This window comes from Arthrobacter sp. AFG7.2 (assembly GCF_002892835.1).
Lineage (GTDB): Bacteria > Actinomycetota > Actinomycetes > Actinomycetales > Micrococcaceae > Arthrobacter.
In genome coordinates, this window is record NZ_PJMB01000003.1 from 360,331 (window position 1) to 381,823 (window position 21,493).

The 21,493-nt window shown below is 65.5% G+C and carries 20 protein-coding genes; 17 read left to right on the forward strand and 3 right to left on the reverse strand.

The window, feature by feature from the left end:
* Positions 1–69 precede the first annotated feature (69 nt).
* Together dapB and CXX84_RS08125 are read left to right on the forward strand one after the other, a co-directional pair.
* Positions 70–840, forward strand: coding sequence for a 4-hydroxy-tetrahydrodipicolinate reductase (gene dapB / locus CXX84_RS08120; RefSeq protein WP_102976182.1), 771 nt, complete (start codon positions 70–72; stop codon positions 838–840).
* 3 nt (positions 841–843) lie between these two features.
* Complete coding sequence (locus tag CXX84_RS08125) at positions 844–1,323, forward strand: hypothetical protein (protein WP_102976183.1); 480 nt, start codon at positions 844–846, stop codon at positions 1,321–1,323.
* A gap of 21 nt (positions 1,324–1,344) precedes the next feature.
* On the opposite strand, the gene CXX84_RS08130 is transcribed toward CXX84_RS08125, so the two are convergent.
* On the reverse strand, positions 1,345–2,580 hold the full coding sequence (locus CXX84_RS08130) for a heparan-alpha-glucosaminide N-acetyltransferase domain-containing protein (protein WP_102976184.1): 1,236 nt from the start codon (positions 2,578–2,580) through the stop codon (positions 1,345–1,347).
* A 149-nt stretch (positions 2,581–2,729) separates the two neighbouring features.
* On the opposite strand from CXX84_RS08130, the gene CXX84_RS08135 reads away from it, so the two are divergent.
* The 7 genes from CXX84_RS08135 (at position 2,730) to CXX84_RS08165 (ending at position 10,616) form a co-directional block, all read left to right on the forward strand.
* Positions 2,730–3,026, forward strand: coding sequence for a hypothetical protein (locus tag CXX84_RS08135; protein WP_102976267.1), 297 nt, complete (start codon positions 2,730–2,732; stop codon positions 3,024–3,026).
* Positions 3,027–3,159: 133 nt separating this feature from the next.
* Complete coding sequence (gene dapA / locus CXX84_RS08140) at positions 3,160–4,068, forward strand: 4-hydroxy-tetrahydrodipicolinate synthase (protein WP_102976268.1); 909 nt, start codon at positions 3,160–3,162, stop codon at positions 4,066–4,068.
* 41 nt (positions 4,069–4,109) lie between these two features.
* A complete protein-coding gene (locus CXX84_RS08145) occupies positions 4,110–5,801 on the forward strand; it encodes a ribonuclease J (RefSeq protein ID WP_102976185.1) in 1,692 nt (563 codons plus the stop codon).
* 135 nt (positions 5,802–5,936) lie between these two features.
* Positions 5,937–8,855 carry an FtsK/SpoIIIE family DNA translocase gene (locus tag CXX84_RS08150; RefSeq protein ID WP_102976186.1) on the forward strand — a complete coding sequence of 973 codons (2,919 nt, stop codon included), beginning with the start codon at positions 5,937–5,939 and terminating at the stop codon, positions 8,853–8,855.
* Positions 8,856–8,878: 23 nt separating this feature from the next.
* Positions 8,879–9,523, forward strand: coding sequence for a CDP-diacylglycerol--glycerol-3-phosphate 3-phosphatidyltransferase (gene pgsA, locus CXX84_RS08155; RefSeq protein WP_102976187.1), 645 nt, complete (start codon positions 8,879–8,881; stop codon positions 9,521–9,523).
* Positions 9,520–10,011: a CinA family protein gene (locus CXX84_RS08160; RefSeq protein ID WP_102976188.1), complete on the forward strand. Its 492-nt coding sequence runs from the start codon at positions 9,520–9,522 to the stop codon at positions 10,009–10,011. Before pgsA ends, CXX84_RS08160 begins: the two co-directional genes overlap by 4 nt.
* Positions 10,012–10,163: 152 nt before the next feature.
* Entirely contained in the window at positions 10,164–10,616 is a 453-nt protein-coding gene (locus CXX84_RS08165; RefSeq protein ID WP_041652016.1) for a helix-turn-helix domain-containing protein, read from the forward strand.
* A gap of 82 nt (positions 10,617–10,698) precedes the next feature.
* On the opposite strand, the gene CXX84_RS08170 is transcribed toward CXX84_RS08165, so the two are convergent.
* Entirely contained in the window at positions 10,699–11,220 is a 522-nt protein-coding gene (locus CXX84_RS08170; protein ID WP_102976189.1) for a MarR family winged helix-turn-helix transcriptional regulator, read from the reverse strand.
* A 41-nt stretch (positions 11,221–11,261) separates the two neighbouring features.
* Between CXX84_RS08170 and CXX84_RS08175 the strand changes: the two genes are divergently transcribed.
* From CXX84_RS08175 to dapF, 6 genes are all read left to right on the forward strand, one after another.
* On the forward strand, positions 11,262–11,486 hold the full coding sequence (locus CXX84_RS08175; RefSeq protein WP_102976190.1) for a DUF3046 domain-containing protein: 225 nt from the start codon (positions 11,262–11,264) through the stop codon (positions 11,484–11,486).
* A gap of 189 nt (positions 11,487–11,675) precedes the next feature.
* Positions 11,676–12,731, forward strand: coding sequence for a recombinase RecA (gene recA, locus CXX84_RS08180; RefSeq protein ID WP_066274884.1), 1,056 nt, complete (start codon positions 11,676–11,678; stop codon positions 12,729–12,731).
* Positions 12,732–12,884: 153 nt separating this feature from the next.
* On the forward strand, positions 12,885–13,373 hold the full coding sequence (locus CXX84_RS08185) for a regulatory protein RecX (protein ID WP_223253031.1): 489 nt from the start codon (positions 12,885–12,887) through the stop codon (positions 13,371–13,373).
* 3 nt (positions 13,374–13,376) lie between these two features.
* Positions 13,377–14,936 carry a tRNA (N6-isopentenyl adenosine(37)-C2)-methylthiotransferase MiaB gene (gene miaB / locus CXX84_RS08190; RefSeq protein ID WP_102976192.1) on the forward strand — a complete coding sequence of 520 codons (1,560 nt, stop codon included), beginning with the start codon at positions 13,377–13,379 and terminating at the stop codon, positions 14,934–14,936.
* Positions 14,937–14,939: 3 nt separating this feature from the next.
* Positions 14,940–15,839 carry a tRNA (adenosine(37)-N6)-dimethylallyltransferase MiaA gene (miaA, locus tag CXX84_RS08195; RefSeq protein ID WP_102976193.1) on the forward strand — a complete coding sequence of 300 codons (900 nt, stop codon included), beginning with the start codon at positions 14,940–14,942 and terminating at the stop codon, positions 15,837–15,839.
* 32 nt (positions 15,840–15,871) lie between these two features.
* Positions 15,872–16,816 carry a diaminopimelate epimerase gene (gene dapF / locus CXX84_RS08200; RefSeq protein WP_102976194.1) on the forward strand — a complete coding sequence of 315 codons (945 nt, stop codon included), beginning with the start codon at positions 15,872–15,874 and terminating at the stop codon, positions 16,814–16,816.
* On the opposite strand, the gene CXX84_RS08205 is transcribed toward dapF, so the two are convergent.
* On the reverse strand, positions 16,788–17,411 hold the full coding sequence (locus tag CXX84_RS08205) for a class I SAM-dependent methyltransferase (RefSeq protein ID WP_102976269.1): 624 nt from the start codon (positions 17,409–17,411) through the stop codon (positions 16,788–16,790). The two genes, dapF and CXX84_RS08205, sit on opposite strands and share 29 nt — an antisense overlap.
* Positions 17,412–17,860: 449 nt before the next feature.
* Between CXX84_RS08205 and hflX the strand changes: the two genes are divergently transcribed.
* Positions 17,861–19,441: a GTPase HflX gene (gene hflX, locus CXX84_RS08210; RefSeq protein ID WP_102976195.1), complete on the forward strand. Its 1,581-nt coding sequence runs from the start codon at positions 17,861–17,863 to the stop codon at positions 19,439–19,441.
* Complete coding sequence (locus CXX84_RS08215; RefSeq protein WP_102976196.1) at positions 19,434–21,491, forward strand: ATP-dependent DNA helicase; 2,058 nt, start codon at positions 19,434–19,436, stop codon at positions 21,489–21,491. Before hflX ends, CXX84_RS08215 begins: the two co-directional genes overlap by 8 nt.
* The last annotated feature ends 2 nt before the right edge of the window (positions 21,492–21,493 follow it).

Sequence of the window (21,493 nt, forward strand, 5' to 3'; positions counted from 1 at the left end):
CGCTTCCTGCGAGGTAACGCACAGTCCCTGGTTCCCGGGCGCCCCGGGCCCACCGGTAGGCTTAACTCCATGACCGAACAACTCCCTGCTCCCATGCCCGTTGCCGTGCTGGGCGCGAACGGGCGCATGGGCGCCGAAGCCGTCAAAGCCATTGAAGCAGCGGCAGACATGAAGCTCGTAGCCGCCCTGGGCAGGGGTGACTCGCTGGACCAGGTGACTGCTGCCGGTGCCCGCTATGTGGTGGACCTGACCGTGCCGGAAAGCACTGAAGCGAACGTCCGCTTCGCCGTCGACAACGGAATCCACGCTGTGGTGGGAACCACCGGCTGGGACGCGGACCGCCTGGCCGCGCTGGAAACCCTGCTGTCCGGCCACCCGGAAACGGGCGTCCTGATCGCCCCCAACTTCGCCCTCGGGTCGGTGCTGGCCTCCGCCTTCGCAGCGAAGGCGTCCAAGTACTTTGAATCGGTGGAAATCATCGAGCTCCACCACCCGGACAAGGTGGACGCCCCCTCCGGCACTGCCGTCCGCACCGCGCAGCTGATCGCGGCCGAGCGCAACGCCGCCCAGGTGCCGCCCAGCCCCGACGCCACAACCAGCGAACGCACGGGAGCCCGGGGCTGCGAGGTTGACGGCGTGCGCGTGCACAGTGTCCGCCTCCGCGGGCTGGTGGCGCATCAGGAAGTCCTGCTGGGCGGCCCGGGTGAGCAGCTGACGCTGCGCCACGACTCCTTCGACCGGGCTTCCTTCATGCCGGGCGTGCTTCTTGGCGTGCGAAATGTAGCGGCCCACCCGGGACTGACGGTGGGCCTTGACGGCTACCTGGACCTGGGGCTCTAGGCGATGAACGGACTGCCGGCTGCGTTCCGCAAGAACCGCACCAAGATCTGGGTAGGGGCCGTGACGCTGCTGCTGGTCTTTTACCTGGTGGTCTCCTTCCAGCGCTCCATCCTCCTGCTGACGGACAGCAATCCCGCGGCCCAGGCCATCGGGGCTGCCTACCTCGTGCTCCCCGTCATCGGTGCCTGGGCCATGGTCAGGGAACTGATGTTTGGAGCCAGGACCGAGCAGATGGCGAAGGTGCTGGAGGCTGAGGGCGGGCTGCCGGTGGATGAACTGCCGCGCACCCCCGCCGGCCGGATCGTCCGCTCTGCAGCGGATGCGGAGTTCGAGAAGTACAAAGCCGAGGCCGAGGCCGCCCCGGACGACTGGCGCTCCTGGTTCAGGTTGAGCTGCGCCTATGACGCCGCGGGGGACCGTAAGCGCGCCCGGGCGTCAATGCGCGACGCCGTCAGGCTCTTCCAGGGCAAAGTTACCGCCTAGGAGCCCCGGTGCCGGAGGGCACTACCGGACGCCCTTGACCTGGCCGCGCCCCACCTGGTTGGCCGCGTGGCCCAGCCACTCCAGCGGTCCGCGCCACTTCAGCAGCACGAACACCATGCCCACAATGATGGCAGCGGCGGCCTGCGCAAAGTACATCCCGTCCTCTGTCCACCCGGCAGGCAAGGGCTTGAGGTAGAACCCGGACACCACCCAGACGTGGACGGTGTACAGGGTCAGGGTCATTGCACCCGCCCCGCGCAGGGGCAGCAGCAGGTCCAGATCCACCCATTCGGCCAGCCTGCCCAGCAGGAGGCAGACTCCGATGACTGCCACGGCCACGGCCGACGTGTGCAGCAGGTCCAGGGACGTTGCCGAGTGCGGTGCCGCGGACGCCAGCCACCACCAGGACCCCTCCTGCGGGATACCCGTCAGGTTGACCTGCAGCACGCTGTCCAGCGGGTACCCGGGGGAGTTAAGGACCTTCTCCAGGGCTGCCCGGCCGCCCCAGCTTTCCATTGCCGTAACACCCAGGGTTTTGGCCAGGACGGCAAGGACCGAACCGGCCACCAGCAGCACCACCGGGACCATCGCCCTGCTTAGCACCAGCCGGCCCACGATGAGTCCCACCAGCAGGTATGAAAGCCACTGGAACACGGGGTAGTAGCCGGTGAAGAACAGGTCAGCCAGCAGCCGTGACGGGGTGCCGAGATCCTCCCACGACGGATTGTGCCCCAGCTTAAGCGGCGGTTCGGCGGCCAGGAGCCACGGCCGCAGCAGGTAAGCCAGGACCGGTGAGCCCAGGATCCAGCCGCCGGCCCAGGCGCAGAGCCGCTTCAGGCCCATCCCCAGGAAGGGAAGCACGCACAGGAACAGTACGGCGTAGTGGACCAGGATGATGGCAAGGTTGACTTCCAGTCCGCCAACGGTGAGTCCGACGGCGGCAATCACCAGGGCGCGCACAGTGATGCCCCGGCGGGCGGCGGAGAGGTCAGGACCCTGCAGCGGCTTGTGCTTTCCGGTGGACAGGGCCAGGCCCACCCCGGCCAGGACAGCGAACAGCGCAGCTGCCCGGCCCGAAAACGTGAGCCCGATCCAGGTGGGAGTCAGGCCGGCATTCGCTTCGAAGGTGGGGAGCAGGTGGGTGGCCATCATGCCCAAAAGGGCAAGCCCACGGGCAGCGTCGATGCCATGGAGGCGCCCCATGGCTGGCCGCCCGGCGGTTTTACGGGACGTGCTGGCCGGGTTACGGGACGTCATGACCAGATCGTCTCACACCTGACGGTGTGGCGGAGGCAAAGAAGCCGCCCTTGTCTTCGAATATATGTTCGAATAACATGGTCCGCATGCACACATCATCATCCGGAATACCAGCCGGCGAGTCCGGCGCTACCGGGCTGGCGAAGGCCATGAGTCCGGGCGTCGTGGATTACCTCTTCCGCCAGCTCGTCGCCGGACGTCCGCCCGAGGATGTCCAGTGGGAGCAGGAGGGCATCAGCCTGGCAGCCCAGCCCGAGGGGGCGGAGCTGGCCCGCCGTCTCGCCGAAACCGACATTGACGCCCTGACCCCCGTGGAGCTGTTCCACTACGTCAGGGCCGCGCAGCGGCTGTCATCATGGGCGGAGGACCTGCGCCAGGCCGCCGTCGGCAGGTACTGTCACCCGCCGGCGGAGGTGCAACGCTCCGCCGGCCACCGCACCCCCTGACGGGCGGCCTGCGCGGTGGCTGTGACGAAGGAGTGCCCTACGTGACGGACCCCACAAGACAAAGCGGTCATTTGACGTGCATCACGGCCACGGCATTGTCCTAACCAGCCGCGGACAGGGTAACGTTTTTTCCATGGCTGACAATTCCGCGCATCTCCCTGCCCTTGGTACTCTTCTGACCGCCATGGTCACGCCGTTCACCAAGGACGGCGCAGTGGATTATGAGCAGGCAGGCGCACTGGCCACGAAGCTGGTGGACGACGGCTGCGACGGGCTGGTAGTCACCGGAACCACAGGCGAAACGTCCACGCTGACCGACGAAGAAAACCTCGGCATGTTCCGCGCCGTCAAGGACGCGGTCGGCGGCCGGGCCGCCATCATCGCGGGTACCGGCACCAACGACACCGCCCACTCGGTCCACCTTTCCCGGCAGGCAGCAGCCCTCGGCGTCGACGGCCTCCTCCTGGTGACGCCTTACTACAACAAGCCCAGCCAGACCGGCGTCCGTGCACACTTCGAAACGATCGCCTCCGCCGTCGACGTGCCGGTCATGCTGTACGACATCCCCGGCCGCTCCTCAATTCCCATCGAGCCCGAGACGATGATCTGGCTGGCGCAGCACCCGAATATCGTGGCGGTCAAGGATGCCAAGGCGGACTTCGTTGCAGCCACCCGCGTCATGGCCGAGACGGACCTCCTTTTCTATTCAGGCGACGACGGTCTGACCCTGCCCTGGATGGCACTGGGCGCCGTCGGCCTGGTTGGTGTCACGACGCACGTGGCCACCCGCCGTTTCCGCGAACTCATCGACGCCGTCAACGCCAACGACCTCAGCACTGCCCGCAAGATCAACTTTGAACTCCAGCCCGTGGTGCGTGCCACCATGACCCGGGTCCAGGGTGCCGTTGCGGCCAAACAGATTCTTAAATGGCAGGGAGTCCTGCCCAACTCGATTGTCCGTTTGCCCCTCGTGGAGCCGGACGAAGCCGAGATCGAAACCATCCGCGGGGATTTGGCGGAAGCGGGGCTGGTCTTTTCCTGAGGACTAAGACCAGCAGCCTTCCGCCTGGAAAGTAGTGCAATATGACCCAAACCGCCCTCACCGGCCTTGTCACCCCACCCCGCCTGCCGCAGGGAACGCTCCGGATTGTTCCGCTGGGCGGGCTGGGGGAGATCGGCCGGAACATGGCCGTGTTCGAAATCGACGGCAAGCTGCTGATCGTGGACTGCGGCGTCCTCTTCCCGGAGGAAACCCAGCCCGGCGTCGACCTGATCCTGCCTGATTTCTCCTACATCGAGGACCGGCTGGACGACATCGTGGCCGTGGTGCTCACCCATGGCCACGAAGACCACATCGGCGCCGTTCCGTACCTGCTGCGCCGCCGCAACGACATCCCGCTGGTGGGCTCGCAGCTCACCCTCGCCCTGATCGAAGCGAAACTGCAGGAACACCGCATCCGGCCGTACACCCTGACGGTGGAGGAAGGGCAGGTGGAAAAGTTCGGCCCGTTCGAGTGTGAATTCGTGGCCGTCAACCACTCCATCCCCGACGCCCTGGCCGTGTTCATCCGGACAGCCGGCGGCACCGTCCTGCACACCGGCGACTTCAAAATGGACCAGCTTCCGCTGGATGGCCGGATCACGGACCTGCGGCACTTCGCCAAGCTCGGCGAAGAGGGCGTGGATCTCTTCATGTCCGATTCCACGAACGCCGACGTTCCCGGCTTCACCACGGCCGAGAAGGAAATCGGCCCCACGCTGGAACGGCTTTTCGGTCAGGCCAGCAAGCGCATCATCGTCGCGTCCTTCTCCTCGCACGTGCACCGCGTGCAGCAGGTGCTGGACGCGGCGGCGAAGCACAACCGCAAGGTGGCCTTCGTGGGCCGGTCCATGGTCCGCAACATGGCCATTGCGGAGAAGCTCGGCTACCTGGACGTCCCGCCGGGCCTGATCGTCGATATCAAAAACATCGACAACCTGCCGGACAACCGCGTGGTGCTGATGTCCACCGGTTCGCAGGGCGAGCCCATGGCCGCGCTGTCGCGGATGGCCAACGGCGACCACCGGGTGGTGGTGGGCGAAGGTGACACCGTCATCCTTGCCTCGAGCCTGATCCCCGGCAACGAAAACGCCGTCTTCCGGATCATCAATGGCCTGCTCAAGCTGGGCGCCGACGTGATCCACAAGGGCAACGCCAAGGTGCACGTCTCCGGCCACGCCGCCGCGGGTGAGCTCCTCTACTGCTACAACATCCTCGAACCGCTCAACGCCATGCCGGTGCACGGTGAAACCCGGCACCTCATCGCCAACGGCAAGATCGCCATCGAGTCCGGCGTACCCGAGGCCAGCGTGATCCTCGCGGACAACGGCACAGTGATCGACTTGAAGGACCACCGTGCGGACGTGGTGGGACAGGTCGAAGTGGGCTTCATCTACGTGGACGGCTCCAGCGTGGGCGAGATCACCGACGCCGACCTCAAGGACCGCCGGATCCTCGGCGACGAGGGCTTCATCTCCATCATCACGGTCATCCACCGCGCTACCGGCAAGGTGGTATCAGGCCCCGAAATCCACGCCCGCGGCGTGGCCGAGGACGATTCCGTATTCGATGACATCATCCCGAAGATCAATGCTGCGCTGGAGGAAGCGGTCCTCAACCATGCGGACCACACGAGCCACCAGCTCCAGCAGGTGGTCCGCCGGGTGGTAGGCACGTGGGTGAACCGAAAGCTTCGCCGCAAGCCCATGATCATTCCCGTAGTGCTTGAGGCGTAACAGCCGAGTGCCGGTTCCGGCCCGTGTTCCCGTACCCCGGGACCGCGGGCCGGAGGCGTTTAACGGCTGCGAACCGGAGGATCCGCAGGGGCCAAATCCCCGGAATACCAGCGCTGCTCCGGTACCGTGGCTAGTATGGCCACTCGTACTACTTCCGCGCCCAATGGACCCAGCAGGAGCCGCGCCGGCAGCAAAACCGGCAGCACCTCCAGCCGCGGTGGAAGCTCCACGGCGGCCAAATCCGGGCGTTCCGCCGGCTCCTCCAGCACAGCACGCACCCGCCAGCTGCCCGCCGTCGAACACCACCAGCCGTGGCTGCTGCGCGTGGTGGGTGGAGCCTGGCTGGGCGTCGGCCACCTGGTGGGCGGGGGAGTCCGGCGCATTGGCCATGACGTCAGTGACCTGCCCGCCGAAGAGCGCCGTGATGGCGCCGCCTTGTTCAACCTGGCCCTTGGGATCTTCATCGCCACGTTCGCCTGGTGGGGCCTGACCGGCTGGTTCCCGGACGCCGTCCATGCAGTTGTCAACGGCACCTTCGGCTGGATATCGCTGCTGCTGCCGCTGATGCTGTTTGCCTGCGCGTTCCGGCTCTTCCGCCAGCCCTCAGACGGCCGAGGCAACAACAGGGTAGGCATCGGCTTCCTCATCATGACGTTCGCCGGCTGCGGGCTCGCGCATATCCTGGGCGGACAGCCCACCGTGGCCCAGGGCTTTGACGGCCTCCGCGAGGCGGGCGGCATGCTCGGTTTCCTCGCAGCGTCACCCCTGGCCGCCATCCACGCCGCCGTTCCCCTGACTGTTTACTCCCTGCTGGCGTTCGTTTCCCTGCTGATCATCACGGCCACCCCGTTCACCGCCATTCCGCGCCGGCTGCGCGGCGCTTACGAGCACCTCATGGGCATCGACCTGATAGATGAACAGGAGCGGGACAAGCACGACCGCAGCTACCTGGAACGGACTGCTCCCGCCGCGCCCCCGAAGAGTCCAAAGAAGAAGAAGCGGCGCTTCTTCGGAAAGGACGAGGAGGATAACGACGCCGGGCTGGAAGGCTATGTGGGCGACGAAGCTTTCGAGCACGCCGTCATCGACGACGACGATCCGAAGCCGCCCCGTCCCGCTCCCGGTGTCCGCCGGCCCACCCAGGCGGAAATCGCCGTCGAGAAGATCAAGGCCGCCCAGGGACTGGGCGCCGGTGCCTCCCCGGCGCCCGTGGAGAACGCCACCGAAGCGATCCCCATGATCACTCCCGGAATGTCCGCTCCTGCCGGCCAGGCGGCACAGGCTGCCCCGTCGGTACCGACCGTGCCCTCAAACCCGGTGGCCCCCGCGCCGCCGCCTGTTCCCATCCCGCAGCGTACCGAACAGCTGTCCCTTGCCGGTGACGTCACCTATACGCTTCCTGCCTCGGACTACCTGACCCCGGGATCCATCCCGAAAGAGCGCACAGAAGCCAACGACGCCGTCGTTGCCGCCCTGACCGACACCCTGCAGCAGTTCAACGTGGACGCCACCGTGACCGGCTTCAGCCGTGGCCCCACCGTGACCCGGTACGAGATTGAACTCGCGCCGGGAACCAAAGTGGAACGCGTGACGGCGTTGTCCAAGAACATCTCCTACGCCGTGGCGTCCAGCGACGTGCGCATCCTCAGCCCCATCCCGGGCAAGTCGGCCATCGGCATCGAGATCCCCAACACGGACCGTGAGACAGTCTCGCTGGGTGACGTGCTGCGCAGCCAGAACGCCCGCCGGACTGACCATCCCATGGTCATGGGCGTGGGCAAGGACGTGGAGGGCGGCTACGTGGTGGCCAACCTCGCCAAGATGCCCCACCTGCTGGTGGCGGGCGCCACCGGTGCCGGCAAGTCGTCCTTCGTGAACTCGATGATCACGTCCATCCTGATGCGCGCCACCCCTGACGAGGTGCGCATGGTGATGGTGGACCCCAAGCGCGTGGAGCTCACGGCCTATGAAGGCGTCCCGCACCTGATCACCCCCATCATCACCAACCCCAAGAAGGCGGCCGAGGCGCTGCAGTGGGTGGTCCGCGAAATGGATGCCCGGTACGACGATCTCGCCAATTACGGTTTCAAGCACATTGACGACTTCAACAAGGCGGTGCGTGCCGGCAAGGTCCAGCCGCCGGTTGATTCGAAGCGGGTCATCCGTCCCTACCCCTACCTGCTGGTGATCGTGGACGAGCTCGCCGACCTCATGATGGTCGCCCCCCGCGACGTCGAAGACTCGATCGTCCGCATCACCCAGCTTGCCCGTGCTGCCGGCATCCACCTGGTCCTGGCCACCCAGCGGCCTTCCGTGGACGTTGTCACCGGCCTGATCAAGGCCAACGTGCCCTCCCGCATGGCGTTCGCCACCTCCTCGGTGACAGACTCACGGGTGGTCCTGGACCAGCCGGGCGCCGAAAAGCTCATCGGCCAGGGTGACGCGCTCTTCCTGCCGATGGGCGCTTCCAAGGCCATGCGTGTCCAGGGTGCCTGGGTCACTGAATCCGAAATCCATAAAGTGGTGGAGCACGTCAAGGGACAGCTGCAGGCGTCCTACCGCGACGACGTCGCCGCCGAAGCACCAAAGAAGCAGATCGACGACGACATCGGGGACGACCTCGAAGTCCTGCTCCAGGCCACCGAACTTGTTGTCACAACGCAGTTCGGCTCCACCTCCATGCTGCAGCGCAAGCTTCGCGTCGGCTTCGCCAAGGCCGGACGCCTGATGGACCTGCTGGAATCCCGGGGCGTGGTTGGCCCGTCCGAGGGTTCCAAAGCCCGCGACGTCCTGGTGAAGCCGGACGACCTTGCTCCGGTCCTGGCTGCCATGAAGGGCCAGGAGGCCCCGAAGGCACCTGATTCGCAGACGGCAGCCCTCAGCGACAACGCGAACGCCAACATCCCACAGGGCGGTTACGCGGAGGACCTCGTGGCGGCGGACCTGGACCAGCGGAAGCAGAACGTGGAATATTACGACGGCTCGGATTCGCCGCCTGGCGGGTATGACGATGAAGACGGGTCGGAAGACGCCTGGTCCCTCACCGGACGCTAGCCCGCGGCCTGTAGCCTAGAAACGTGACTAGCACTGATGCAACCGCCGCCGGCCAGGGCCGTGCCGGCGTCTGGAACCTTCCCAATGTCCTGACCATGCTCCGCATCGCGCTGGTCCCGTTTTTTGTCTGGTTCCTCGTTGCGGACGCCCCCGGGCTGCAGAGCCAGGCAGGGCCGTGGCGGTGGGCGGCGGTCGTCGCGTTCGCGGTCGCCATCTACACGGACAAGCTCGACGGCGATATCGCCAGGAGCCGCAACCTTGTGACGGACTTCGGCAAGATCGCCGATCCCATCGCGGACAAACTGCTCATCGGTTCGGCGTTGGTGATGCTGTCCGTACTGGGCGAACTGCCATGGTGGGTCACCCTGGTCATCCTGGTCCGCGAATGGGGCATCACCGCCCTCCGTTTCTTCGTCATCCGCTACGGTGTGATCCCTGCCTCGCGCGGCGGAAAGCTCAAGACGGTTGTGCAGACCGCGGCGATCTTCCTCTACCTCCTGCCGCTTGGCTCATTCGCTCCCTGGCTGGTGTGGGTGGCGTTCGCAGTGATGATGGCGGCTGTGGTGATCACGGTGTGGACGGGCGTGGAGTACGTGGTGGAAGCACTGCGGCTCAGGGCCAAGGGAAAGCTGCAGGCGCGCGGCGACAACGGGCAGGAGCCTGCATGACAAACCACCATCTTTCGCTCCACCACCTTTCCGAACAGGCAGTGCGGAAGGCCCTTGAACTTCAGCGGACCGTGGCGACGGCCGAGTCCCTGACCGCCGGGATGGTGTCCGCCGTCCTCGCGGACACTCCGGGCGCCTCCGGCATGCTCCAGGGCGGCGTGGTGGCTTACCAGAACTCCGTCAAGGAATCCGTCCTGGGTGTCCCCTCCGCGCTGCTGGCCGACGCGGGATCCGTTGACGGCCAGGTCGCGGCGGCCATGGCCGCAGGGGCCAGGGCGGCCCTGGGATCCGATATTGGGGTGGCAACTACCGGCGTCGCCGGACCCGAAGCACACGACGGGAAACCGGTTGGAACTGTGTACATCGGCATCGCTACCGCGGCGGGAACAAACGGCTTCGAATACCTGTTTTCAGGAAGCAGGGCAGAAATCCGCGGGCAGGCCTGCGGTGCCGCGCTGGAACGCCTGCTCGAAGCCCTGGCCTCCTGAAGTTACCGCGCGTAAAGTTGCCGGGAACAAAAGCCGGTACCGATTAGTTATTACATTGTGTCGCTTCCGAAGAGCGGGGGCGCCTAGGATGAAATGACCACGACGGTTCGCTTTACGGCGGACCTGACCAATGAGGGAGCAAGGCGATACAGATGGTAAAGCAGCCCGTATCCGTAAACGGCGTTGTCCGCTGGAAGGATGTGGGCCTCGCCGATCAGGGTAAGAGCGAACAGAAGGAGCGCAAGATGGTTGTACTTCGTCACGAAATCGGTGATGTCCTGCGCGATGTCCGCCAGCGTCAAGGGCGTACGCTCCGTGAAGTTTCGCACAGTGCCCGCGTTTCCCTGGGTTACCTCAGTGAAGTGGAACGCGGCCAGAAGGAAGCGTCCTCAGAGCTCCTGTCTTCGATCTGCTCGGCCCTGGACGTTCCGTTGTCCAGCATGCTCCGCGAAGTGAGCGACCGTGTAGCAGTGGCGGAAGGTGTTGCCGTTCCGGACACCGTTCCCCAGGAATTCTCCCAGCGTTATGGCCGCGACCTTGAGCGCGACCTGAACACTGAACTCAACGACGAACTATCCACAGGCCTTCTCTCCGGCGCCCGGTAGGGATTTCCGCCGCAAGGCTGGTCTTGGAACCGTTCATGCAATGAAGCCCCCGGCCCCGGCCGGGGGCTTCACTGCGTTCCGGCTACGTACCTTCCGCCGTGTCCTCTTTCGGGAATCCGTCGCGTTCGTACGTGGCGTTGAGTTTGGCCATGGAGCGGGCCAGTTCCTCCAACTCTTCGACCGGCCATTCGCCAAGGCGTTCACGGAACACCTGACGGCGGGCATCCTGGACCTGGTGCATCTTCTCCTCGCCCTTGGGCGTCAGTCTGATCGCCTGGGCCCGCCCATCCGAGGGATCGGCCTCCTTGGACACGAGCCCGAGGCTTTCCAGGAATGCGATCTGGCGGCTGACGGACGGCTTTCCGACCCCGATATTCATTGCCAGATCAGTGAGCCGGATGGGACCCTCCCGTCGGATGACCGCCATCAGGCCATATGCTGCGGGTTCCATGTCCGGGTGGACCTGGCGGGAGAGCTGGTTGGAGATTGACCGTGCGCGCCGCCAGAAAAGGCTGATCTGGTGTTCCACGTTCTGCACCGCGGCGTCCACTGTCTCTTCGTCACGGCGCCCCGCCAAAGAGGGGTCGCCAGGGGAGTTGCTCATGGCAACAATTCTAGGGTGCGGGATCATGAGAGACTTTTCTCGTGCGAATCAGCGATTATTGGCGGCTCATGGACGACGAATTCGGCGCCGGGTACTCGCGGGTCCTCAGCAGCAGCCTGGTTCTGGCAGGTGTGGGCGGGCGCACTGCGGACCAGGCCCTTGCTGCCGGCATCGAGCCCCGACGGGTGTGGCTGGCCGTGTGCGATGTGCAGGACGTTCCGCCGGAGCGCCGGCTGGGCCGCGACGTCAAGCCCCGCGCCGACTAGCCTGCATCCCTGACACGCCGCGCGATTGTTCGAATACCTGTTCGGATAAAGCTATGCTTTTCCTAGCGGGTTTTCCACATAGCCGCCCTCATCCGGCCGGAATGTCAGTGGGTCCCATTAGCGTCAGAGATGACCAAGAAGCGGCCGCTGAGGCCACTCCAAAGCGAGAAAGCATTAGAGGTGTGAACCATGGCGGCAGCCCCGGATCGTGCAAAAGCGCTCGAAGCAGCGCTGGCCCAGATCGACAAGCAGTTCGGTAAAGGCTCGGTCATGCGGCTCGGGGACGAAGTCCGCGCCCCGATCGAAGTCATTCCTACCGGATCCATTGCGTTGGACGTGGCCCTGGGAATTGGCGGCCTGCCCCGTGGCCGCGTTGTTGAAATTTATGGGCCGGAGTCCTCCGGTAAGACCACCGTGGCCCTCCACGCCGTGGCCAATGCCCAGCGCCTGGGCGGCATCGCCGCCTTCATCGACGCCGAGCACGCCCTCGATCCGGAGTACGCTGCCAAGCTCGGTGTGGACACGGATGCGCTCCTGGTCTCCCAGCCGGACACCGGTGAGCAGGCCCTGGAAATCATGGACATGCTGGTTGGTTCAGGCTCCCTGGACGTCATCGTGATCGACTCCGTTGCAGCGCTGGTGCCGCGCGCCGAAATCGAAGGCGACATGGGCGACAGCCACGTGGGTCTGCAGGCCCGCCTCATGAGCCAGGCCCTGCGTAAGATTACCGGCCGACTGAGCCAGACCAAGACCACCGCGATCTTCATCAACCAGCTCCGCGAAAAGATCGGCGTCTTCTTCGGCTCACCGGAAACCACCACGGGCGGTAAGGCACTGAAGTTCTACGCCTCCATCCGTATCGACGTGCGGCGCATCCAGACCCTGAAGGAAGGCGCCGATTCGGTCGGCAACCGGACCAAGGCGAAGATCGTTAAGAACAAGATGGCCCCGCCCTTCAAGGTGGCCGAATTCGACATCATCTACGGCCAGGGCATCTCCCGCGAGGGCGGCATCATTGACATGGGCGTGGAGCACGGGATCATCAAGAAGTCCGGCTCGTGGTTCACCTATGACGGCGACCAGCTCGGCCAGGGCATGGAGAACTCGCGCCGGTTCCTCCGGGATAATCCTGAGCTTGCTGCCGAACTCGAACGTCTGATCAAGGAAAAGCTCGGCGTGGGCGTCAAGCCGGCAGAGCCGGAGTCCAAAGACTCGCCGAAGCTCAAGGCCGTCGACGGGTTCTAGGCGTTGAGCAGTACTGAAAGTGCGCGTCCCCGCCGGGCCAGGACCGGCGGGCGGCGCGCTGCTTCATATACGGATGACTTCCAGGACGGTCCGGATCAGGATTCGCCGGTTGCCGGTGACGCTGAAGCGGATCCTGTATCGGTCGCCCAGGCCATCGTGTACCGGCAGCTGGCAGCATCGGCGAAAAGCCGGCTTCAGCTTGCCCGCAAACTTGCCGAGCGGAACATACCGGAGCACGTCGCAGAGGCGGTACTGGACAAGTTCCAGGAAGCGCGGCTCATTGACGACGCCGAATTCGCCGATATGTGGGTGCGAAGCCGGTCGCAGTCCAGGAAGCTGGCCAAGGGCGCACTACGACGGGAACTCGCCGAGAAGGGCGTCGATCAGGAAACCGCCGCCGCAGCCCTGGAGCAGCTCTCCGACGCTGACGAGGAGGCTGCCGCGCGAGGCTTGGTGGAGCGGAAGCTGCGTCCCGGAACAGACCTTGGGGACAGGCCGGACCGCGACAAAACCGTACGCCGGCTGGCGTCCATGCTGGCCCGCAAGGGCTACCAGCCGTCCCTGGCTTTTCGCATTGTCAATGAAGTCCTTGATGCCCACGCTGCTCCCGACACCGACGAGTCCCCCAACGGGTACCCTTAACAGGTGAGTTTTACCATCCCTTCCCCCCTTTCCGGTACCAGCCCCTCCGCAGACGCCGCTGCAGCCCCGCGGGCCGCCGCACAGACGTCCCGGACGTATCAGGTGCGGACATTTGGCTGCCAGATGAACGTCCATGACTCAGAGCGCATGGCGGGAATGCTGGAAGACGCAGGGTATGTGCCGGCTGAGGGTGAGCAGGCCGACGTCGTGGTGTTCAACACGTGCGCGGTCCGGGAGAACGCCGACAACAAGCTCTACGGCAACCTGGGAATGCTGGCTCCCGTCAAGGCGGCCAATCCCGGCATGCAGATTGCTGTGGGCGGGTGCCTGGCCCAGAAGGACAGGGAAACTATCCTCAAAAAGGCGCCCTGGGTGGACGCCGTCTTCGGCACCCACAATGTGGGTGCCCTGCCGGCCCTGCTGGAGCGCGCCCGGCACAACAACGAGGCGCAACTGGAGATCCTGGAGTCCCTGGACGTTTTCCCGTCCACCCTTCCCACCAAACGTGACTCTGTCTACTCAGGCTGGGTGTCCATCTCCGTCGGCTGCAACAACACCTGCACGTTCTGCATTGTCCCCGCCCTCCGCGGGAAGGAGAAAGACCGCAGGCCCGGCGACATCCTCGCAGAAATCCAGGCGCTGGTGGACGACGGCGCCATCGAGGTCACCCTCCTGGGCCAAAACGTCAACTCCTACGGTGTGGAATTCGGCGACCGGCTTGCATTCTCCAAGCTCCTCCGGGCCTGCGGCGACATCGAGGGCCTGGAGCGGGTGCGGTTTACCAGTCCTCACCCGGCCGCCTTCACCGACGACGTCATCGATGCCATGGCCGAGACCCCCAACGTGATGCCGCAGCTGCATATGCCGCTGCAGTCCGGATCGGACAAGGTCCTCCGGGACATGCGGCGCTCTTACCGGTCCACGAAGTTCCTTGGCATCCTGGACAAAGTGCGTGAAAAAATTCCGCATGCAGCGATCTCCACGGACATCATCGTGGGATTCCCGGGCGAAACCGAGGAGGACTTCCAGGCCACCCTGGACGTTGTGGAGAAATCGCGATTCGCCACCGCCTTCACCTTCCAGTACTCCAAGCGCCCCGGGACACCCGCGGCCGACCTGCCGGACCAGTTGCCCAAGGCCGTCGTGCAGGAACGCTTCGAACGGCTCACCGCCCTTCAGGACCGGATTGCGGCAGAGGAGAACCGGGGCCAGCTCGGCCGCCGGGTCGAGGTCATGGTCACCGCGCAATCCGGGCGTAAGGCAGGAGAGACGCACAGGCTGTCCGGCCGGTCACAGGACCAGAGGCTGGTGCATTTCTCGGTGCCGGAAGGAGCAGAGATTCCAAGGCCGGGAGACCTGGTTACGGTGACTATCACCGAGGCCGCGGCTTTCCATCTGGTGGCCGATCCCACCCTCGCGGATTACAGCCTGCGCCGTTCCCGTGCCGGGGACGCCTGGGACAGGTCCCAGGCCGATTCCTGCGGAGCACCGGCACCGGGGGCCGCTGCCGGCGCTAAGGGCGTGTCGCTGGGCATGCCTTCGCTGCCCGTCCGCACCCGCTGACCGGTGGGCACGCCGCCTGTCATCGCCGTCGTTGGTCCCACCGGGTCCGGCAAGTCGGATCTTGCCGTCAACCTTGCCCTTGAGCTGGACGGCGAAGTCATTAATGCCGACGCCATGCAGTTCTACCGTGGCATGGACATCGGCACGGCAAAGATCACCGACAGTGAACGCAGGGGGGTTCCGCACCACCTGTTGGACATCCTAGACGTAACCCAGGAAGCAAGCGTTTCCCGGTTTCAGGAGCAGGCGCGCGACATCATCGCGAACATCCACTCCCGGGGGAAACGCGCCATCCTCGCCGGCGGTTCCGGGCTGTATGTCCGCGCCGCGCTGGACATCCTTGAGTTTCCCGGAACTGATCCGCTGGTGCGTCAAAGGCTGGAGGCCGAAGTCAGCGCCCTGGGGACAGCAGTGCTGCTGGAACGGTTGCGGGACGTGGATCCTGTATCCGCCGGACGGTTGTCCGACGCACGGCGGATTGTCCGCGCACTGGAGGTCCACCAGATCACGGGCCGTCCCTTCAGTTCCTTCATGCCCCAGCGGGAGTACGTCCAGCCGGCAGTCCAGATCGGCCTGGCGGTGGACCGCGACGAGCTCAGGGACAGGCTTGCCCGCCGTGTGCACCGCATGGTGGACGCCGGCCTGCCCGCCGAGGTCCACAGGCTGGACCACGAGGGGCTGCGCCAGGGAAAGACAGCCTCCCGCGCCCTGGGCTACTCGCAGTTCCTGCGCGTCATCGACGGCGAATCGACTGTACCTGAGGCCGTGGAGGACACCATTGTGGCCACCCGGCAGTTCGCCCGGCGCCAGCTCACCTGGTTCCGCGCGGATCCCCGCATCCACTGGCTTGACTGGCAGGATCCGGCCCTGACGGCCAAGGCGGCAGAGCTCTCCCGTTTTTAGGGCTGGACCGCCCGGCCGGTACCCTTGGAAGCATGGACACCACCCTCGCAGAGACCACCGAGCCGGCCTTCCGCAGCATGAGCGGGCTCCGCTTCTCCAAGGGGCATGGCACCGGCAACGACTTTGTCTTGGTGGCCGACCCCGAGGGCGTCCACACCATCGCCGCCCGGGAAGTGGCCGCCCTGTGCGACAGGCATCGGGGCATTGGCGGGGACGGGCTCATCCGGGCAGTTCCGTCGCGACTCCTGCCGGAAGGCCGCGCGCTGCTCGCCGCCGTCCCTGATGCTGAATGGTTCATGGACTACCGCAACGGCGACGGTTCGTTGTCCGAGATGTGCGGCAACGGCGTCCGCGTCTTCGTCCATTTCCTCCGGGCCGAGGGCCTGATTGACCTGCCTGACGGCGGTGCCCTCACCATCGGCACCCGTGCCGGTGCCAAGACCGTGGTGCGGACCGGCGAAGACTACGCTGTGGACATGGGACCGTGGGAGTTCATCTTTCCGGGAGAAGCCACGGCCAAGGCAATGGATTCATTGGTGAGCGCCCAGGGCTTGGAGGTTCCCCGTCCAGCCCTCTCCGTCAGCATGGGCAACCCGCACACTGTTGTTGCCCTCGCCGAACTCTCGGAACTCGCAGGAACACAGCTGTTCGCCGCACCCGTGGTGGACCCCGTTCCCGTCAACGGCACCAATGTCGAGTTCGTGGTCCCGTCCGAACCTCTGGTCCACGAGGGCGTGGGGTCGGTGACCATGCGCGTGCACGAACGTGGAGTGGGGGAGACCCAGTCGTGCGGCACCGGAGCCTGTGCCGCGGCTGTTGCCATCCGGCACTGGGCAGGCGCGGAAGCACCGGACACCTGGCGCGTCCACGTCCCCGGGGGTGTGGTGGGAGTCAAGTTTTTTGCCGGCCCCGCCGGCCACGAACACGTGGAGCTCAGCGGCCCGGCCGTTATTGTGGCAACCGGGATGCTTTCCTGACTGTGAGGATGCGGAAGGACTTTGACGTGGCTTCCCGGCTCACGCTGAACGACTCGTCCAGTTCCGCTGCAAGCCACCGCTGAAGCGAGTCCGCCCCCAGGTTCTTTTGCACCACCAGCCACGCCGTTCCGCCCGGCGCCAGGCGGGGCAGCCACAGCTTCAGCAGCGAGTGAAGTTCCTCTTTGCCGATCCGGATGGGCGGATTTGACCAGATCGTCTCAAATCGGATCCCGGGATCCACGGCGTCGGGGGTGCTCGCCCTGACGTTGGCCAGCCCCAAGGTTTCGGCGTTCTCGTTGGTCAGCGTGATGCAGCGCTCGTTGACGTCCACAGCGTAGACCTGCGCATCAGGCGCCTGCAGGGCCATGGTGAGCGCAATCGGACCCCAGCCGCACCCGATGTCCAGCAGGTTCCCGGCAGGCGGGGGCGCGGGAACCTCGGCAAGGAGCACAGCGGTTCCCTTGTCGATCCCGTCGGGGCTGAAGATGCCGGTGGAGGTTTGCAGCCTGCGCGTTTCCCCTGCGAGTTCAACCGTGAGCGGCTTCCGCGTGAACGGGCCGGCGGGGGATGCGCTGAAATAGTGTGCGGACTCCATAACTCGCCAGAGTAGTTCCCCTTGCAGCGTAAAGGGAAACCGTGCCTGCGGCCCCTCTGCTACGCTGATGGGCATGTTCCTGATCTTCGAGTAGCCGGTGCGGGTCCCGCCCGTCCCGTAGCCTGTCCTCACGCGACAGCCTGTCCCACCCAGCGACGCAGGTTTCCTGTACCTTCCGCGGGGTGCACCGCGCCAAGTGATTCACCTTGACCCGGTCGCCGGACGACACTCGAAAGTCAGCCACCTGCTGTCTCTTTCGCCGATTTTCCGGCTCCTTCCCCCCTTCCGCCACCTCCCCGTGATGTGGCCGCCACCGCCAGCCGTTAGCCCGGCCCGGCGAACCCCACCAGGAGAACTGCATGACCGCAGGCCGTCAGCCCAGCGCGAATACTTCCCCACTTACCAGTAATCGGCACTATTCTGGAACTGCCGAATCTTCAAAGGAGACCATGACCAGCCAGCCCAACACCGGATCCGATCCAGCCTCCCAGGACATGAGCCCTGAGGAAATCCAGGCCGTGATCGACCGGATTCTCTCCAAGGACGTACCAGCCAAAAGCGTCAGCGCGGCAGGCGATGCCAGCCGCGGCAACGGCAACGCGCTGTTCGGCAAAGCGCAGGCGATTTCGCGCCTGGACGAAGAACACACAACATACGACGGCGACCAGCAGGACCTCGAGGAACGCCGCGCCCTGCGCCGCACGGCAGGCCTTTCCACGGAACTCGAAGACGTCACCGAAGTCGAGTACCGCCAGCTTCGCCTGGAACGTGTGGTCCTCGCCGGCATTTGGTCGGAGGGAACCCTGGCAGACGCAGAAAACTCGCTGCGTGAACTTGCCGCCCTCGCCGAGACAGCAGGTTCGGAGGTTCTGGACGGGATGGTCCAGCGCCGCGACAAGCCGGATCCGGGAACATTCCTCGGCTCGGGCAAGGCCCTTGAACTCAGGGACATCGTGATGTCCACCGGTGCTGACACTGTGGTGGTTGATGCGGAACTTGCACCCTCCCAGCGCCGCGGCCTTGAAGACATCGTCAAGGTCAAGGTCATCGACCGGACCGGCCTGATCCTGGATATCTTTGCCCAGCACGCCAAGAGCCGGGAAGGCAAGGCACAGGTGGAGCTCGCGCAGCTCGAGTACCTCCTGCCGCGCCTCCGCGGCTGGGGTGAGTCGATGTCCCGCCAGGCCGGTGGCCAGGTGGGCAGCGCGGCGGCCGGCATGGGTTCGCGCGGTCCCGGTGAGACGAAGATTGAACTGGACCGCCGAAGGATCCGTACCCGCATGGCGAAACTGCGGCGGGAGATCGCCGCGATGAAGCCTGCCCGGGAGACGAAACGTGCCAACCGCCGTCGCAATGAGGTGCCCTCCGTGGCAATCGCCGGGTACACCAACGCCGGTAAGTCCTCGCTGCTGAACCGCCTGACCGACGCCGGCGTGCTCGTGGAGAACGCATTGTTCGCGACCCTGGACCCCACGGTCCGCAAGGCTGAAACCGCTGACGGGCTCGGATACACGCTGGCCGATACTGTCGGTTTCGTCCGTTCCCTCCCCACCCAGCTGGTGGAGGCCTTCCGCTCCACCCTCGAGGAGGTTGCGGACTCGGACCTGATCCTTCACGTCGTGGACGTATCGCACCCCGACCCTGAGGGCCAGATCGCTGCAGTCCGCAAGGTCTTCAGCGAAGTCGACGCCCGCAAGGTTCCGGAAATCATCGTCCTCAACAAGGCCGACGCCGCCGATCCCTTTGTGGTGGAACGGCTGAAGCAGCGCGAACCGCGCCACGTTGTGGTGTCGGCACGTACAGGAGAGGGCATCCCCGAACTGCTGCAGGCAATCAGTGAGGCCATTCCGCGGCCGTCAGTCAAGCTCGAGCTGCTGATCCCGTACGACCGTGGAGACCTGATCAGCAAGCTGCACGAGTCCGACGCCGAGATCATCAGCGTTGACCACGATGAAGCCGGTACCCGGGCGGTTGTTAAAGTCCGGGAAGGCCTCGCGGCTGAACTGGAATCCTTCGTCAGCAATGACTGACCTGGTGGCTGACGAAGCCACAGGCACGGCCGGCGAGCAGTTCGTGATCGAACTGCTCGACCGTGCCGTTGCCGGGATGGGCGGGCAAAGCCGGAGCGGGCAGCACGAAATGGCCCGGCAGGTGGCCCGCGCGATCGAAACGGGCGACCACCTGCTGGTCCAGGCCGGAACGGGTACCGGCAAATCATTGGCGTACCTGATACCCCTGATTGCCCACGCCCTGGAGAGCGACAAGCCTGCACTGGTGTCCACGGCAACCCTTGCCCTGCAGACCCAGATTGTGGGCAGGGACATTCCGCGGCTCCTGAAAACCATCACCCCTGCCCTGGACCGGCCGGTGAAAGTGGCCTTGGTCAAAGGCCGGTCCAATTACGTCTGCCGCCACAAGCTTGAAGGCGGGTTTCCCTCCGAGGAACCGGCGGAGGGCCAGTTGTTTTCCCTGGGGGAGGACACGAGCGTCCCGCACTTTGCCGCAGCGGTGGGCGGTCCCGCCTCACAGCTGGGCAAGGAAGTGGTACGCCTCCGGGAGTGGGCGGAGAAGACCACCACGGGTGACCGCGATGAACTCCTGCCCGGCGTCACCGACCGCGTCTGGCGTCAGGTCTCCGTCACGTCGATGGAATGCCTGGGCGCACAAAAATGCCCCATGGCCGCGGAGTGCTTCAGTGAGCTCGCACGGCAGGACGCCGCGGAAGCCGACGTTGTGGTCACCAACCATGCCATGCTCGCGGTCAGCGCTTTTGAAGGACTGGCGGTGCTGCCCGAATACGACGTCGTTGTGGTTGATGAGGCCCACGAACTCCAGGACAGGGTCACGGGTGCCGTCTCGGGCCAGCTGTCTGTGGCCATGGTCCACGCAGCTGCCGCGGGCGCCCGCAAGCACACTGCCATTACGGTGGATGCGCTCAACGCAGCGGCCGCGAACCTTGAAGTGGCCCTCACGGGCGTGCCGAACGGCCTCCTGCCGAACGGGCTGAACGATGAGCAGCTGGACTGCGTGGACCAGTTGCGTGACGCCTGCCGGGCTGCCCTCTCGGATTCGAAGGGGGACAGCAGTACAACGGCCGACGGCGGACGGCAGCTGGCGCGCTCCCGGCTGATGCTCATCCTGGAACTCTGTGAACGGCTCCTTGCCGCCCGGGAGAACCGGGAAGTGGTGTGGTTTTCCCGCGCGAGTTCCTTCGACCCCCAGCAGGGATATTCCCAGCCGGACGAAACTGCGCCCGCGCTGATCAATATTGCCCCGCTCTCCGTCGCCGGTCGGTTGCGGGAAGGCTTATTCGCCGGGCACACGGTTGTTCTGACTTCCGCCACCCTGGCCATCGGATCCGCCTTCGAGCCCGCAGCAGGCGGCCTGGGGCTGGTGGGACAAGGTGCCCCGAGCTGGACAGGCGTTGATGTTGGCTCCCCCTTTGACTACCCCAAGCAGGGAATCCTCTACGTGGCCGGGCACCTCCCCAAGCCCGGCCGGGGGGCGTCACCTGAATCATTGGCCGAATTGGAGGACCTGATCCGGGCGTCCAACGGCGGTGCACTCTGCCTGTTTTCGTCCCGGCGGGCGGCAGAAGAAGCAGCCGAGGCGCTGCGGCCAAAGCTGGCCATGACCATCCTCTGCCAGGGCGACTCCACCATGACTGCACTGGTGAAACAGTTTGCCGACGAGCCGGACACCTGCCTGTTCGGCACCATGTCCCTGTGGCAGGGCGTGGACGTTCCCGGCGGTTCATGCCGGCTGGTGGTCATCGACCGGATTCCCTTCCCCCGGCCTGACGATCCGCTGATGACTGCCCGATCCAGGGCTGTGGCCCAGGCCGGAGGCAACGGCTTTATGTCGGTGTCCGCCACCCACGCCGCCATCCGGCTCGCCCAGGGCGCAGGCCGGCTGATCCGCTCCACGGGGGACAAGGGAGTGGTTGCAGTGCTCGACTCCCGGCTGGCCACCGAGCGGTACGCAGGGTTCCTCCGGGGCGCCCTGCCGCCGTTCTGGTCCACGACGGACAGGAAGACAGCCATCGCGGCGTTGGAGCGGCTGGCCCGCGAGAACGCCTGAGG